14 protein-coding genes are annotated in these 16202 nt (G+C 52.4%); 8 read left to right on the forward strand and 6 right to left on the reverse strand.

Features of this window, described 5'->3' with window-relative positions; translation table 11 throughout:
• Window positions 1-198: 198 nt before the first annotated feature.
• The 4 genes from NZD86_RS05405 to NZD86_RS05420 all read right to left on the reverse strand — a co-directional run bounded on the left by NZD86_RS05405 (window position 199) and on the right by NZD86_RS05420 (window position 2752).
• Window positions 199-1194 carry a hypothetical protein gene (locus tag NZD86_RS05405; RefSeq protein ID WP_268045465.1) on the reverse strand — a complete coding sequence of 332 codons (996 nt, stop codon included), beginning with the start codon at window positions 1192-1194 and terminating at the stop codon, window positions 199-201.
• 117 nt (window positions 1195-1311) lie between these two features.
• Window positions 1312-1533, reverse strand: coding sequence for a hypothetical protein (locus tag NZD86_RS05410; protein ID WP_268045466.1), 222 nt, complete (start codon window positions 1531-1533; stop codon window positions 1312-1314).
• Window positions 1530-1754, reverse strand: coding sequence for a hypothetical protein (locus NZD86_RS05415; RefSeq protein WP_268045467.1), 225 nt, complete (start codon window positions 1752-1754; stop codon window positions 1530-1532). Before NZD86_RS05415 ends, NZD86_RS05410 begins: the two co-directional genes overlap by 4 nt.
• A 104-nt stretch (window positions 1755-1858) precedes the next feature.
• On the reverse strand, window positions 1859-2752 hold the full coding sequence (locus NZD86_RS05420; RefSeq protein ID WP_268045468.1) for a YitT family protein: 894 nt from the start codon (window positions 2750-2752) through the stop codon (window positions 1859-1861).
• Window positions 2753-2886: 134 nt separating this feature from the next.
• Between NZD86_RS05420 and NZD86_RS05425 the strand changes: the two genes are divergently transcribed.
• From NZD86_RS05425 to pyk, 7 genes are all read left to right on the forward strand, one after another.
• Complete coding sequence (locus tag NZD86_RS05425; RefSeq protein WP_268045469.1) at window positions 2887-4194, forward strand: DRTGG domain-containing protein; 1308 nt, start codon at window positions 2887-2889, stop codon at window positions 4192-4194.
• 5 nt (window positions 4195-4199) lie between these two features.
• A complete protein-coding gene (dnaE, locus tag NZD86_RS05430; protein WP_268045470.1) occupies window positions 4200-7205 on the forward strand; it encodes a DNA polymerase III subunit alpha in 3006 nt (1001 codons plus the stop codon).
• An 80-nt stretch (window positions 7206-7285) separates the two neighbouring features.
• On the forward strand, window positions 7286-7774 hold the full coding sequence (locus NZD86_RS05435; RefSeq protein ID WP_268045471.1) for a phosphatidylglycerophosphatase A family protein: 489 nt from the start codon (window positions 7286-7288) through the stop codon (window positions 7772-7774).
• A 171-nt stretch (window positions 7775-7945) separates the two neighbouring features.
• Window positions 7946-8140, forward strand: a complete 195-nt coding sequence (locus NZD86_RS05440) for a glutamate decarboxylase (RefSeq protein ID WP_268045472.1) — start codon at window positions 7946-7948, stop codon at window positions 8138-8140.
• A gap of 15 nt (window positions 8141-8155) precedes the next feature.
• Window positions 8156-9046: an acetyl-CoA carboxylase, carboxyltransferase subunit beta gene (gene accD, locus NZD86_RS05445; RefSeq protein WP_268045473.1), complete on the forward strand. Its 891-nt coding sequence runs from the start codon at window positions 8156-8158 to the stop codon at window positions 9044-9046.
• Window positions 9036-9992: an acetyl-CoA carboxylase carboxyltransferase subunit alpha gene (locus NZD86_RS05450; RefSeq protein WP_268045474.1), complete on the forward strand. Its 957-nt coding sequence runs from the start codon at window positions 9036-9038 to the stop codon at window positions 9990-9992. The genes accD and NZD86_RS05450 overlap by 11 nt, the downstream gene beginning before the upstream one ends.
• 115 nt (window positions 9993-10107) lie before the next feature.
• Window positions 10108-11862 (forward strand): pyruvate kinase, encoded by a 1755-nt coding sequence (pyk, locus tag NZD86_RS05455; protein WP_268045475.1) that lies wholly within the window; start codon window positions 10108-10110, stop codon window positions 11860-11862.
• A gap of 432 nt (window positions 11863-12294) precedes the next feature.
• On the opposite strand, the gene NZD86_RS05460 is transcribed toward pyk, so the two are convergent.
• Window positions 12295-12993 (reverse strand): DNA-binding response regulator, encoded by a 699-nt coding sequence (locus NZD86_RS05460; RefSeq protein ID WP_268045476.1) that lies wholly within the window; start codon window positions 12991-12993, stop codon window positions 12295-12297.
• 439 nt (window positions 12994-13432) lie between these two features.
• Window positions 13433-13789 (reverse strand): hypothetical protein, encoded by a 357-nt coding sequence (locus tag NZD86_RS05465; protein WP_268045477.1) that lies wholly within the window; start codon window positions 13787-13789, stop codon window positions 13433-13435.
• 280 nt (window positions 13790-14069) lie between these two features.
• On the opposite strand from NZD86_RS05465, the gene NZD86_RS05470 reads away from it, so the two are divergent.
• Complete coding sequence (locus NZD86_RS05470) at window positions 14070-15860, forward strand: S9 family peptidase (protein ID WP_268045478.1); 1791 nt, start codon at window positions 14070-14072, stop codon at window positions 15858-15860.
• Window positions 15861-16202 lie beyond the last annotated feature (342 nt).

The following is a 16202-nucleotide window of genomic DNA, read 5'->3' on the forward strand; positions in this document are numbered from 1 at the left end:
CCTTTAGGAGATAAACCGGAAAAATGCGTGAAAAGATGGGTCCTTAGACCCATGAACAACGAAACAAGTAGACGATATACTTGTTAACGTAGTGTAGACACTGTTTTCTACACTGTACCTACGAAACCCCGATAATGTGCGTTTTACGCAAACCCACCAATCTTGGTGGGTTCTTTTTTTGATTGTGTTTCTGGACGATTATGATGATTTCATGGCCGAACGTATATCCATTGACGTGCCCTGCAGCATCTTTGTGGCGGTTGTGAGGTTCATTGCCTTCTTGTCCTCGACGCTTGTCATATTTTGTAGCGTGCCGACAAGCGAAGTTGGATTGCCATTTGCCTCGTTTCGAAGTGCGTTCAATAGTTGATTGTTTTGATTCTGTTCCTGCAGTGCCCTCTGCAGATTATCTAATACGGCTTGGATGTTTCCATTATGAGCCGTCAACACATTCTGTTGTCCAGTTTGAATGGCTTGCCGAACGAGCTGAAGGTATAGGTTCATCGCATTGGACAACTGGGTTTGTGCCTGGGTATCCTCCGCGGTTGCTGTGTGGTAAGCAGCCAGTGCTGCGGTCAAACCAACATTTACTGACGCCCGGGTCGAGGGTCCGACGGTTACTTTGCTGAGACTTGACCCACCAGGCACCTCGTTGGATTTGGTATGTCCTTTGCCACTTTGATGACCGCGTGACTGACTCGTATGATTATCTGATGAGTTGGTTGACCCAGAACTGAGGTGACTAGTTATAGACAGGGAACTGTTTGATTCGTTTAAGCCACCGGGAATCACGGTACTGTTCGTTTGATTCGTTGGCGCGTTCGGCTTTGTAGCCGGAGTGTGGTTGTCTTTTGTCTCGGAAGTATGCGAACGTGCGGGGTGACTACCGAGAGTGCTGTTGATTCCATCATGAGAGATGGCTTGTTGAAACTGAGTCACGATTTGCGAGAGATTGATGGACACCTGGACATCGCTATTCGTGTGGTCGTCGTTGTTGGAATGAGTAGAAGCGTTAGATGTCTCGTTGAGTTGCCCTTGGTTAAACAAGGTTGAGTGTCCAGATTTACTTGTGTTCTCCGCGTGACGTGAATGCGAATCCCGTGAGTTGTCGTCTGCATAGACAGGGGACTGACTACACAACATGCCGAGTAAAGCGCATAAAGAAACGGCGGACAACAGAATCGTTTTTCGCATTTCACGCACCTCCTTTCATGATAACTAGTTCTTCGTGAACAACTAGGAATCCTTTGGGGGTCGTTTTGAAAAACAAACGGTTGTTACCGCCGCTTTGCCTATCATGTAATTGACGATCTAGTCGACTTCAGTTTGACCATTTGCATCGGCAACGACTGCCATTTGTCGCAAGCGTTCCAACGAAAATGTAAAAATACCCGCAGCGATAAAGAGTAAAAAATGTTCCCCAACGTGCAGCAGACCTTTGTCAAAGTCGATTAAACCCGGCAGGAAAACTAGAGCCACGACGATGGCTGAGAGGTAGACTAGCCAAACTTGCCGGACGGCCAAGTTCTTCATGAAATCACCTCGCGGTCTTCTGTTTGTGACCAAGCTTCACGTCTCGAAAGTCGTTTCCACCATGCAATTTGCAACCCCACCATGGAACCCGCGACCAAGTACAAGCCATGAACGAGTGCATGGTGAACAGGTGTCAACTCTGACCATGAGGACACCCCGGGCCACTCGGCAACCCCGATGGTAATGAGGGCGATGACCAGTGTCATAGGTATTTGCGCCATAATTCATCCTCCTGCTAATGCGCCTACTGTTTATATATCGTTTTACAAGTCTAGCCAGATAGAACAACGAATAAACATAGTTTTAGATTGGCGCATAGGAACAGTTAAACTTTAAGTTGTCGAAACCGACCAACCACTTCTGTTGTGTCGAGAATCGTCATAAACGCATGGGGATCCGTTGCGAGTACAATTTCTTTTAAGTCAGCCATCTCCAAGTGCGTCATAGCGCACAGCAAAACACCGCGCTCTGAATGCGTGTACGCACCCGATGCTTTCATAATGGTGCTTCCTCGGACGAGTCGTTCTCCGATGATTTTGGCGATGTTCTCGGGCTGTTCAGTGACAATGAGTGCCGTTTTGCGTTGCTGGAAATGCATCAGTGCACTGACGACGCGAGAGGTTGCAAACATGCTGACGAGTGTGTACATACCTGCTGGAACACCGAAGACAGACATCGACAACACGACCACGATGACATTCATAATGAACCCTGTCGATCCGACACTTCGCCCAGACAAACGGTGGATGACCAGGCTCAAGATGTCTGTTCCCCCCATCGATCCGCCGGCGCGAATGACAATGCCTGAAGCCGCCCCTGCCAACACACCGCCGTACAGCCCCATCAACAGGGGATCTGTGGGCGTTGTAAAGTGGATATGTATGACGTCCGTGAAAACCGAAAAACCAACGATGGCCAGTCCCGTTAAAAAGATGAACTTTTTGCCCAGATAACGAAGCCCAACAAGGAACAGTGGGATGTTGAAAATAAAGAACAATGTACCGAGTCCGAGGGCGCGGACGTAATGGTGAATGATCTGCGCCACACCCGTAACGCCGCCCGCCAGAATGTGTGCCGGGGTCAGGAAATTGTTGACGGAAATCGCTCCGATGAAATCGGCAACAATGACGACCATAAATCGCCAAGCCATGTCGAGGATCGGGTGTCTGTCCGAACTCTGCATGTTCATCATTTTCCTTGTAGTCGAGGAAACGTTCATTTGGGTCCACTCCTTCGAGCCTTTCTTCGACCAGTGTACACTTGTTTGTAGTGATCGATTCGAATGAACTTGAGTTAATATACAGTTAGCGAACACGAAAATCGGGCGTTTATGCGGGTGACGGAGGAAGAACTTTGCCTACTAAGCATCAACAAATTCTTGACTATATCGAATCACTTCCGGCGGGCTCACATATATCCGTGCGCAAGATTGCACGTGTGTTGGACGTCTCGGAGGGAACCGCGTATCGTGCTATTAAAGAAGCGGAGACCGAGGGACTTGTCAGCACGATGGAACGCATCGGAACGGTGCGGATTGAGCGGAAGCAAAAAGAGCAGATCGAGCGATTGACGTTCGCCGAAGTGGTGCGAATTGTCGAGGGAACGGTGTTGGGTGGACGAAATGGACTCCACAAGTCGTTGGTGCGATTTGTCATTGGGGCCATGCAGACGGAAGCGATCGGTCGCTATTTGAACCCTGGCAACTTAATGATTGTGGGAAACCGGGAGCAAGTTCAGAGAATGTCTTTACAGAGTGGTGCGGCCGTGCTCATTACAGGTGGGTTTACGGCATCGGCGACCGTTGAGCGGTTGGCGAATGAGTATGATCTTCCTCTGATATCGTGTACTTACGATACGTTCACCACGGCGGAACTCATTAACCGCGCGTTATACGACAGGTTGATTAAGAAAGACATTCTTTATGTTGAAGACGTTGTTGAACGACAGGAGTTAACGACGCTGCAGGCGAACCAGACTGTCCGCGACTACTATCACCTCGTGGAACGGACAGGCCACACACGTGTTCCCGTCGTAGATGGCGGCGGCAAACTGGTCGGCATCGTGACCCCGCGGGACATGGCAGAAGCGCAGGGAGACGGGCGAATTGCCACGTACATGACGCGCCAGCCAGTGACAGTGACACCGAAGACGACAATTGCTTCCGCGTCACACCGAATGGCTTGGGAAGGGATCGAGATGATGCCGGTCGTGCGCAATCGTGAAATCGTCGGTGTGTTGACGCGGCAGGATGTCATTCGGGCCTATCAACTCATGAGCCGGCAACCACAGGTCGGTGAAACCGTTGAGGATGTGATTGTGCGGGATTTTGCAGAGGTACAGACAACGGACGGATCGGCCATCATTCGGGGGGAAGTTAGCCCGCAGATGACAACGAGCGGGGGAGCGCTAGCCAGTGGCCCTTTGACCACGCTCATTCATGAGGCTGCTCGAGTCTGTTTGCGACGTGTTCGAAATCTGGATATGGCTGTGGAAAATTTGACGACCTATATGCTGAAACCGGCTCCTGTTGATACGCGGATCGATGTGGTTGCGAGCGTCCTCGATTTCGGTCGGCGCTATGCAAAAGTGGAGGTTGTCGTGCGAGATCGTTCCGATATTTTCGCCAAGGCGCTGCTTACGGCGCATTGGATTGAGAGGTGAATGTGATGAGTTCATTTGTGCATCTGCATGTGCACAGTGCGTACTCCTTGAGAGAGAGCACGTTGCGCATCGAAGACATGATTCACGATGCAGTGGAATATGAAATGCCGGCCATTGCTTTGACGGACACGAATGCAATGTATGCCGCGATCCCGTTTTATCAAGCAGCGACAAAAGCGAATCTTCGCCCCATTCTCGGTGCCCAACTTTACGTGAGCATAGCAGACGAAGGCGAAAAGTCACCCCAGACACGTGAACAGTGGCGTCATGCGCTCGATCCAATTGTCGTCCTAGCACGCAATATGGACGGCTACCGTGCCTTGACGCGACTGGTCAGTCTCGCGAAATCTCGCGGTCACCTTTCTTATATAACGTTTCGTGAATTAGCTGCTGCTTCCACTGACTGCGTCTGCTTGGTCGGTGGAGGAGAATCCACCCTCCTTAGACAATTTGCAGACACCAACGAAGAGCGAGCACAACGCCTGCTCAGTCAGTATGCGAACGCAGTCCCGTCTGGGCAGCTCTTTGCGGACGTCCAGGACCACCAGATGCCGATTGAGCGTGGGGGGCTGCCTGGACTGATTAAGTCGGCGCGAGCACTGGATATTCCCATTGTCGCCACGAACGATGTGCACTATCGCCACCGTGAGGACGCAGAACTGCACCAGGCTTACGCTGGCTTGGAGTTCGAGGACGCGTCTGTGCGTTGGCCAAATGACGCCTTTTATCTGGCCAGACCAGATGAGATGGAGGCCAGGTTTGTGAGGCTCCCCGAAGCCGTGGAGAACACACTGCAGGTGGCAGAGATGTGTCGGTTGGAACTTCCCCTTCATCAAGTTCGAATGCCCACCTACACGACGAAGGACGGTCGCGCAACTGAGGACGTACTCCGCAACGCGGCTGTTGCCGGCGCGAAACAGCGATTTGGTGCCTTAAATGAGCAGGTGTTGAAACGCTTGACGTATGAACTGGATGTCATCTGTGAGATGGGGTTTGCGGACTACTTTCTCGTGGTTGCGGATTTCATTCGCTTTGCGCATCAAAATGGAATTTCCACAGGACCGGGGCGTGGTTCAGCGGCAGGGAGCCTGGTGGCGTATGCGCTCCGGATCACGGATGTCGATCCCGTCGCAAATGGCCTTCTGTTTGAACGCTTCTTAAACCCGGCCCGCGTATCTCTTCCGGATATTGACACGGACTTTGAATACGAGCGTCGCGGTGAAGTCATCAGCTATGTGGTAAGCAAGTACGGTCGAGACAAGGTCGCTCAAATTGGCACCTTTGGGACCTTGGCTGCGAGGGCAGCAGTGCGCGATGCTGGGCGGATGCTCCAGCTTGACGGTCGACTCGTGGATAAAATGGCAAAGATGATTCCCGGTATGCCAGGGACGCGGCTGAAGACGGCGAAGGAAGAGGTGCGCGGCTTTGCAGAGATGTTGGCGTCGGATGCGAATGCCAAACGCCTCTATGATACGGCGTGCGACATTGAAGGATTACCGCATCACACATCGGTTCATGCGGCGGGCGTTGTGATCTCGCCCGATTCTCTGGCGGATTGGGTTCCACTGGAACCCGGCGCGGAAAATATTCCTGTGACGCAGTTTGCGATGGCTGACGTCGAGGCGTTGGGGCTCGTCAAAATGGATTTCCTTGGACTTAAAACGCTTACATTGATGGATGACTGTTTGCGAAGCGTGAGAGAACGCACGGGTGAGACCATCGACTGGCGTCGGGTACCTGATGACGATCCGACGACCTACGAGATGCTGACTCGGGCGGAGACGGGTGGCGTATTTCAGTTGGATTCGCCAGGGATGAAGCGCGTTTTGAAACAACTTCGGCCCACGGATATGGATGACATTGTCGCCGTCATTTCCTTGAATCGACCCGGACCCATGGAGAACATCCCGACTTTCGTGGACGCGAAACACGGGCGTGCACCCATACGTTATCCGCATCCGGATTTGGAGCCGATTTTGCGAGACACGTATGGCGTTATTGTCTATCAGGAGCAAATCATGCACATTGCTTCACTGATGGCGGGCTTTACACTCGGGCAGGCGGACTTGCTACGTCGCGCTGTCAGCAAGAAAAAGCGCGAGGTGCTCGATGAGGAACGTGAACGATTCCTGTCAGGATGCTTGAAGAACGGGTACGACGAAAAGGCAGCCAACGACGTGTACGATCTCATCGTACGCTTCGCCGATTACGGATTTAACCGCTCGCACGCGGCCGCTTATGCCGTATTGGCGTATCGCACGGCATATTTGCGGGCGCACTATTTACCGGATTTTCTGGCTGCCCTCATGACCATGTCCATGGCGTCGCCGGACAAAATCAAAACATACACGCAAGACGCACGGCGCCATCAAATTGCCGTTCGTCCTCCATCTGTAAGCCTGAGCGGACGAGGCTATTCGGTGGACCCGGACGGCGCAATCCGGACGGGATTACTCGCTATTCGCAATGTGGGCGAGGGAGCTGTTGAGTCCATTCTGGAGGCGAGATCGGAAAAAGCGTTTTCGTCTCTTCGGGATTTTTTGCGAAGAGTCAACTCGCGCGTTGTCAATCGCAAAGCGACGGATAGCCTGCTCGCCGCGGGCGCATTCGATGAATTCTTTCCGCAAAACTCGACAAGTCACGCCAAGGTACAAATGTTGGAGGAAGCACTGCGGTTGGCGGATGAGGATCGGCAGTTCGCAGGTCTTGGACTTGTTTTAAGCGAACACCGGGAAGCATCGAGGACAACTGAACAAAAGGGACAAGAAGTTCTCTATATTCGTTACAGCAGTCGTGGTGATGACGAAAAACAAGCCTTAAAACGGGTTCAGCAGGTACTTCAGTCCAGCCCGGGCGATGTGCCTGTGGCATTATATGATGGTGCCACCCGGCGCACACGGTTGCTCGGTGCGAAGTGGCAGGTGACATTATCACCCGATTTGATGACGATGCTTGAAGACATTGTCGGGATCGGAAATGTCAAGGTGAGTTTAAAGAAGTCGACCACGTAGCGTTTTCGACGCCGATTTCCAAAAAGGTAGACATACATCTGCTGAAAAACTCGTACTGTGAGAGGATAGGGGGGAGCACAATGGCGCCAAACGTTGTTGAACAACTGAAACAGCGTGGGGTCGAACTGACCGATATTGCCAGTATCGTATATCAACTCCAAGCGCCATATCACTCGGATTTGACGATGGAGCAGTGCCACGACAACGTCGAGCATGTCCTCAAAAAGCGGGAGGTCCAACACGCTATCTACACAGGAGTCGCTCTCGATGTACTGGCGGAACAAAAGGCATTACCGGAGCCCTTGCAGAGCATCATGGAGAGAGACGAACCACTCTACGGGGTGGATGAGGTTTTGGCGTTGTCGGTTACAAATGTGTATGGGTCGATCGGCTTTACCAATTTCGGGTACTTGGACAAAACGAAAGTCGGCGTCGTTGGTCAACTAAACAACCACGGTTCACGGATTCACGTGTTTCTGGACGATCTCGTCGCCGCCATCGCCGCTGCCGCTGCTGCGCGAATTGCTCACCAGCATCACACGTCATCGTACGACGACATAAACGTATGACGGATTGAACGACCACGTGGGCGATCTGGCGCACACGAAAGGCCCTTTAATGTTCTAAGTTGCTCACTTCGGTAGTTATGGTATCGTAGGAGAGTATGTCCTCGCGCTTCACTTATGTGAACATGCTATAATGCGGGAAAGAATTCGAGTCGAGTGCTAGGAGAGAAGACAATGTGGACTGTCATCTACATTGCCCCTTCTGCGCGCCAGGCTAAGCACATTCAGGACAAGTTGACAGATGAGGGGTTCCTAGTGAAAGTCAGGCAAGCTCGCGGAGCGAAGGAACAGTTCGAGATCCTCATCCCTGAGAGCGAACTGGACGAGGGGCAAGAAGTACTCAAGGATGTCTTGCACTCCTCTTTCTGACAATGAGGTGGAACAGTGTTAAAGGATTTGTTTAACAAGCGTCGACACTATGCCACCTTGGGAAAAGTGACGGAAAAGGAAAAGCAACCAACAACCGTTGAAAAGGACATTCCCAAGGGTTTAGTGCAGAAGTGCGAAGCGTGTGGCAATGTCATGATGGCAAAAGAACTGCAAAAGCACTGGTATACGTGCCCGGAATGTAATTACCATTTCCGTATCGATGCACAGACCCGTGTTTCTTTGACGTTGGACGAAGGGTCCTTTCGTGAATTGAATGCCGATGTGACATCGGGAAATCCACTTGGTTTTCCAGGTTATGAATCAAAACTGGAAAAGGCACAAGCGGCGACGGGCATGCTTGAAGGTGCCTTGACGGGTGAAGGGACCATCGATGGGATGCCAGTTGACATTGGTGTCATGGACCCGAATTTCATCATGGGCAGTATGGGATCGGCCGTCGGTGAAAAGCTGACTCGCATCATGGAGCACGCTGCTGCAAATCATCAGCCGCTCATCTTATTCACGGCTTCTGGCGGTGCACGGATGCAAGAGGGGATTCTATCACTGATGCAAATGGCTAAGACGAGCGTAGCCCTGCGACGGATGCACGAAGAAGAGGTCTTATTCGTATCCATCATTACGCATCCGACAACGGGAGGAGTTAGCGCAAGCTTTGCCAGCCTGGGCGATGTGATTCTCGCGGAGCCCGGAGCTATGTTCGGATTTGCAGGAAAACGTGTCATTGAGCAAACCATTCGTCAAAAGTTGCCAGACGATTTTCAGACAGCGGAGTTTAACTTAAAACACGGCATGGTCGACAAAGTCGTTCACCGCAAGAACCTGCGTGATGCACTCGCGACGTTGGTACGAATTCACAGCGTGCGGGGGTGGGCAAATGCCGAGTGATCTAGACTTTGAGAAGCCCATCATCGAGCTGAAAAATAAAATACAAGAGCTTCGAACGTTTATGGATAAAAATGGTCTCGATCTCACCGGTGAGTTATCCAAACTGGAAGATCGTCTCCAAGTCCTAACTGAGGAAGTCTACAGTAATTTAACGCCCTGGCAACGTGTCCAGATCGCACGGCAGCAAGGCCGCCCGACGACACTTGACTACATTAAGGGCGTCTGCAACGAGTTCATCGAGCTTCACGGAGATAGAAATTTTCGTGACGATCCGTCCATTGTTGGTGGTGTGGGCCTCATCGACGGCCGCCCGGTGACCATCATCGGTCACCAGAAAGGCCGAGACACGAAAGAAAACATTCAACGCAATTTTGGTATGGCCCATCCTGAAGGTTATCGGAAGGCCCTGCGCTTGATGAGGCAGGCCGAGAAGTTTGGCCGTCCGGTGGTGTTCTTCATCGATACAGCGGGCGCTTATCCAGGCATGTCGGCGGAGGAACACGGCCAGAGTGAGGCCATCGCCCGGAACTTGATTGAGATGGCAGGTCTCCGTACACCGACTATCAGTTTTATCACTGGCGAAGGTGGCAGCGGGGGTGCATTAGGTCTCGCGATTACAGACAAAGTATATGTACTCGAATACGCTTGGTACTCCGTCATCGCACCGGAATCGGCGGCAGCGATTCTGTGGAAGGATAGTACCCAGGGACCTCGAGCGGCAGAGGTGATGCGGATCACGGCGCCGGACCTGATCGATCTCGGCATGGCCGACGAATTGATCCCCGAGCCGAAAGGCGGAGCACAAAAGGACCCGAGTACGGTCATCGCGACCGTTCGAGCTAAAGTGATCGAGAGCTTGTCCGAGTTGATGAAAAAGTCTATTGATGAACTCCTTGCTGCGCGATACGATAAATATCGGGATATGGGAGAATACGTTGAACGGTAGGGAAGCGGTGTCCACCTCGCGTGGGGTGGACATTCCGCTTTTTACTTTGTACATAGACTCTAACCTATCGTCGACGCGTACCGCGACATGACACGAATGAGAGAGAGGATTTAGGATGAGAAAGACGAAAATTGTTGCGACCATCGGACCTGCTAGTGAATCAGTCGAAATGTTGGAACAGCTTATCAAGGCAGGGCTTGACGTAGCACGCTTAAATTTTTCACACGGTACATATGAAGAACACGCAGAGCGCATCCGCCGGATTCGCGCTGCCTCCGCGAAAGTAGGAAAACACGTCGGGATCATGTTGGACATCAAGGGTCCCAAAATCCGCACGGGAAAAATTCAAAACGGTCAAGTTGACTTGAACGATGATGACGAGATCGTTCTCACTATCGATCCGGTCGAAGTCGGTACCAAAGAACGCGTCTGGATTTCCTATGAAGGCTTAGTGGAAGACGTCTACCCAGGTGCACCCATCCGCATCGATGATGGTCTCATCGGCCTAGAAGTGATTGAAGTAAAAGGCCACGACATTCGCTGTAAAGTCACCAACGGGGGCCCATTGAAAGACAACAAGGGCATCAACGTCCCCGGTGTCACTCTGCGCATTCCGGGTGTAACGGAGAAGGACAAGAAGGATCTCATCTTCGGCGTTGAACAAGGTGTCGACCTATTCGCTGCATCATTTGTCCGCAAGGCTGGTGACGTACTCGAAGTTCGTCGGATTCTCGAAGAGCACAATTACTCCGCGCCGATCATTTCCAAGATCGAGACGCAAGAAGGCATGGACAGACTCGAAGAGATTATCGAAGTCACCGACGGCATGATGGTCGCCCGCGGCGATCTCGGCGTCGAGATCCCCACAGAGGAGGTCCCCCTCGCCCAAAAGCGCATTATCTCCCTGTGTAACAAATACGGAAAGCCCGTCATTACAGCGACTCAGATGCTCGATTCCATGCAACGCAACCCACGTCCGACCCGCGCCGAAGCGAGCGATGTCGCGAACGCCATCTTTGACGGCACAGATGCCATCATGTTGAGCGGTGAAACAGCGGCCGGCCGCTATCCGTTTGAGTCGGTCAGCACGATGGCGCAAATCGCCGAGCGCGCAGAAGCTGCACTCGTCCATGAAGAAGTCACGTATCGCCACCGCACCGTCTGTACGAAACTGACCAGTGACGCACTCGGTCACGCAGTCCGGACCTTGGCCTCAGACTTGGATGCCGCTGCGATCATCACAGCCACCACTTCCGGACACACAGCCCGGGCCATCGCGAAATACCGCCCGATGAAGGACGTCATTGCCGTCACGCCGTATGAGTCTGTCGCCCGCCGCCTCACCGTCAGCTGGGGCGTACACCCGGTTGTGGCGGAGAACATCGCCACAACAACGGACGAGTTGCTCGACGGTTCCGTTCACGCTGCGCTGTTGACCAACCAAGTCAAAATGGGCGACCTCGTCATCATCATCGGCGGTATCCCAGCTGGCACAGCGGGCACGACCAACTTCTTAAAAATCCACACTATCGCTGAAGAACTCGCAAGAGGAACGGGCGTTGGCCAATTCTCCGTCACAGGCCGTGCAGTCGTGTCACACAACCCATCGGATTTGCTCTCACGCGTTTCCGAAGGGGACATCATTGTCACGACGTCAACGGATAAGGATTCCATTCCCGCCATCGAGAAGGCAGCAGGCATCGTCACGACGGAAGGCGGCCTCACTTCGCACGCTGCGGTCGTTGGCGTATCCCTGGGCAAGCCAGTCATCGTCGGCGCAAAGGAAGTATTGGACGTACTTGCGGATGGCGAGACCATCACACTCGACCCACATCGCGGCTTCATTTATCGCGGACACGTCCAGGTGTAATGACGTGATTCGCGCGGCCGCGTGTAGGGCCGACGCGCGGTCGATCCCGTTGTTTGAGGGCGGGATCGACCGCTTTTTTATGTGTCTGGGGGCCGCGGCAGGCGGTGCCCGGCGGTGCGCGGGTGGTCGAGCGGGTGCTGCGAGGCCTGCGTAGGGCCTGCATGAGGCCTGCGGAACACCCGATGACGGAATGGTGGACCGCTATCTCATCGTAGAGAGTCTGCTGGCACCCAATAAGAACCTGCGAGTCTCTTGTTCCTCATATTTGACGTGCTCGTGAGTAGCATTCGAGGCAATAAAGTATCTTTGGTTCGTAGTTTTACGCGCAAGGCACTAGAGATGTTCATAAGGGACTACGAGGGACTAATGAGGTCCGCATTCCGCACTCGGACCCCAGCTTCGCGCTCCCACTTGCCTTTCCCAACTTGATGATTACCACTTCGTGTTGACCTTTGATGGGTGAAGTTGATATGAGGTAATACGAACGTTTCCACTTGCGGGCTCAAGCCAACGCTTGTCGACCAGGACATGGAGCAGATGCCGAGCATGTTTTGAGCCTACGTTGAGGAACTTGCAGACATCGTGCGGTGTAATCTGATGTTTAGCACTTGTTGCCAGTCGGACGATCTCTCTTTCTGGCACCGAGAGAGACGCCAACGCGATGGATTGCATTTGCCATCGTCCCAGCAACTGTTGAATTGTTTTCTGGCACAGTTTGGGATATTCTTGAACGTCATCGTATGTGAAACGGAGGATATACCAACCGTCGATGACGAGTGCATTTTGACGTTGATGGTGCTCAGAAAACTTCCACTTGGTGATATTCTTCCAGTGCGGACCTAAACCGTCAATTTCAAAACAAACCCGAAAGTATGGTTGAACGTACGCGAAATCAAGATAGCGGTACCCGTCATCGTAATCACGAATTTCGTACTCTGGATGTAGATTTTCAAAATGATGGAACATAGCCCACCAGACGTTTTTTAGAAACGCCTGTTCCGCGTGTCCCAAACCCGAATGAAGTCGCTCTAGTCGAGCGCCAGTGCGAAGTTTACGGTGCATGTTCAGAAAAGCTTCGTACCCTTGGTCAAAGCCCACGATCATCAACCTTTCGCGGTTCCCAGTCGCCATTAAAACTACATAGAAACCGCCAACATGTCGATGATGTTGAGAAGAGACTTGTATAATCGAGAGAATCATAATGATAGTCTGTTGCGAATGTGTGTCCGGCTTGTCCTGACGAGGGCTTGGTCCTCTACGTCTTAAATCCCTACAAGTCCTTTATTAACGATTGCGGCAGCAGTGAATGTAAAACTACGGAACAAAGATCCGTTAATCGCCCCGATGTGGCACAAAGTAGACTCAAAGTCTGAAACAAGAGCATCTCATTCCGTTGTCGCGCTCCGGAGACTCTTTTACAAAGCATAGCGGTCCAACGTTCCCCTAATCCGCACCCCGGCGCCCCGCCGCCGCTCCCCAACCCGCGCCCGCCGCCCGCCCCGGCGCCGCCGCTCCACCCAACCCGCGCCCGCCGCCCCCATCTCCGCGGCGCTGGCATCAATCCCGCCCGTTAGTCATCCGTGACGATTTGCTTGAGAAATTTGCTGAAATCCGTCTGAACTTTGTGAGATGGTAAGCCGGTGATGTTGATGTGGCCATTGATGCGGGGGTTAATCATATGGACGATTTGTAGGTCCTCGACGCGAACTCCGCTTTCCCGGCATAGACATGCGGATAATTGGTCTTTTGTACGCCGGTCCGCTTGAACTTGTATCTCGACATGCACGGGGTAAACACGCTCCGTGCGCTTGTTTTTTACCCGGGTATCACCGGACCACGTGAAGGTGGTGTCGCTCTGTTCAAACGGCGTTTTGTTCTCCTTGAGACACTTCTCAATGATCCATTTTTGTACGTCCATTTTCGCCATTCGAATCACCCATCACTTTCAAATCGTCGTTAAACCGAGCGTCGTTATCCTATGCTACAATAGGGAAATTTGTACACACAATGGCGCAGCAGATCGCCACGTTCAGGTGTCCTAAGCATACCCAATGACCGCGTCCGTCATAATCGATAGAGGATTTTGACAACTCTTGTTATCATTGTGGTAGCTTTGTGTTATAAGGTGATCTGGCGGGCCGCAGGAATCGGGAGAGTCACGTCAATGAGCATCATGAAATCTGGTGAAGAGGGCAGGGGGAACCCACGTGAATTTCGATCGCGTCACCATTGAGCAATTTTTTCGAACATACTCTGTATCGTCCTTCGCCGTGAGCGAAGATGAGCGTCAGATTGCTTTTAGTACGAATCTAACTGGGAAATACGACGTCTGGTCCATGTCACCGAACCACCCGTACCCGGCGCAGTTGACCACACTGGGCCAGTTACCACATGACATTCAGTTCAGTCCGCGCGGCGACTATCTGCTTGTCGCTTTCGACACAGACGGAGATGAGAATGCGCAGCTGTACGCTGTGGCGCCAAACGGAGGCTCACTCAAACCGTTGCGGATCGCACATGGCCGGAGGTTTATGGGTGCGCGCCTTCGGAAGGATGGGAAACACGTCTATTACTGCTCCGACAAAGATAACCACAGTTTCCTAAATGGGTATGTGTACGACATCGACACCGGGGAAGAGCGAGTGATCTACGAGGGCGCCAATGTAACCACACACTTGGGAAATGTGGCGCCGGACGAAAGCAGTTTTGTCACACTTGAGTTGCATGCGAATACTTACTCCGTCGCCTATCTCCACGAGGGTGACAAAGTCACGTGTCTCACACCAGACCAGACGGTGGTGCACGCGACGTTTACAACCAAATATCACGAAGACAAAATCTATCTCGCTACCAACTTTGACAGCGAGTTCTTCTATTTTGCGTCATTTACACCGGCGACCGGTGAATTTAAGAAACTGTATACCGCAGAAGGGAATTGCGACGTGGCCAGTTTTGAGATCGATAAACAGGCAAATCAAGCCGTTTTGCTGGTGAGCGGTGGCGTCGAAGATAGATTGATTCGTTATGACTTGGAGACGGGGGCGACAGGGTCCATCGACGCACCATTTAAGAGCATTGACCAGTTGGAAATCGGTGGAAGTGGTACGCTTTACGTGCTCGGTCAAAGTGACATCCGTCCGAGAAATGTCTATGGGCTGGAAGCGGGATCGACAAGTTGGAATATGTTGACGAACAACCGTATCATTGGCGTTTCGGACGAGGAGTTGTCCGAGGCGGAAGTGGTTACTTATCCGTCGTTTGACGGGTTAGAGATCGAGGGACTGATTTTTCCCGCCAATCCGGCCAACAAGAATGGGTTCACCGTTGTTTGGCCACATGGTGGGCCTCAGGCTGCGGAGCGCAAGTTTTATCGGGCATTCTTCCAGTATCTTACGTATTCGGGGTACGACGTGTTTGCGCCCAATTTTCGCGGTTCAAGTGGTTATGGAGCAACGTTTATGAAAATGGTAGAAGGCGACTGGGGGCATGGGCCGAGGCTGGACATGATCGAAGGAATTGAGTGGCTCATCCAGCAAGGACGTGCGGATCGAGAAAAGCTGTTCCTCGTCGGCGGAAGCTACGGTGGCTATATGACCCTGTTGCTGCACGGACGACACGCGGACTATTTCAAAGCTTGTGTAGATATTTTCGGTCCCAGCAATCTGTTCACCTTTAGTGAATCTGTGCCTGATCACTGGAAACCCATGATGAGGCCATGGCTTGGCGATCCGGTCGAGGATAAAGACCGTTTCGTCGCAGATTCTCCCATCACGTACCTGGCGGGCATGACGAAACCGATGCTGGTCATTCAAGGCGCCAATGATCCGCGAGTTGTCAAGGCGGAGTCTGACCAGATCGTAGCGGCGTTGCGCGAACAGGGGACCGAGATCGAGTATATCGTTTTTGATGATGAGGGCCATGGATTCTCCAAAAAGGGGAATGAAATTCACGCGTACGGCAGTGCGGTCGCATTTTTGGATAAGCACCGGGGGGCCTAACGGGCACGGCGGAGCGGGCCGGTCTGCTACTCCTCAAATAATGAACCGCACCCGTGCTTGCAGTCTGTGATCGCGCGGCATATAATCGTGGAAAGCAAAATTTATATGAGTTGAGCATTGAAGAGGAAGAGTACTTGCAGCGAATCCGGCCGTGTTCGTCCTGGACAGTTGTAGGATGGAACTAGCGAGTTGGGGATGGTGGGAGCCCAATGCGGAACTGTAGGGAATGGACCTTGGAGCCAGTCAGCCGAATGGATAGGGACAGGAATCCTGTAGGCTGATTCGCCTGACCCTCGATATCGGGTTAACCAGCATTTGCTGGTGAGCGCAGTGACGGAGTTG

It is taken from the genome of Alicyclobacillus dauci (assembly GCF_026651605.1).
Classification (GTDB): domain Bacteria; phylum Bacillota; class Bacilli; order Alicyclobacillales; family Alicyclobacillaceae; genus Alicyclobacillus; species Alicyclobacillus dauci.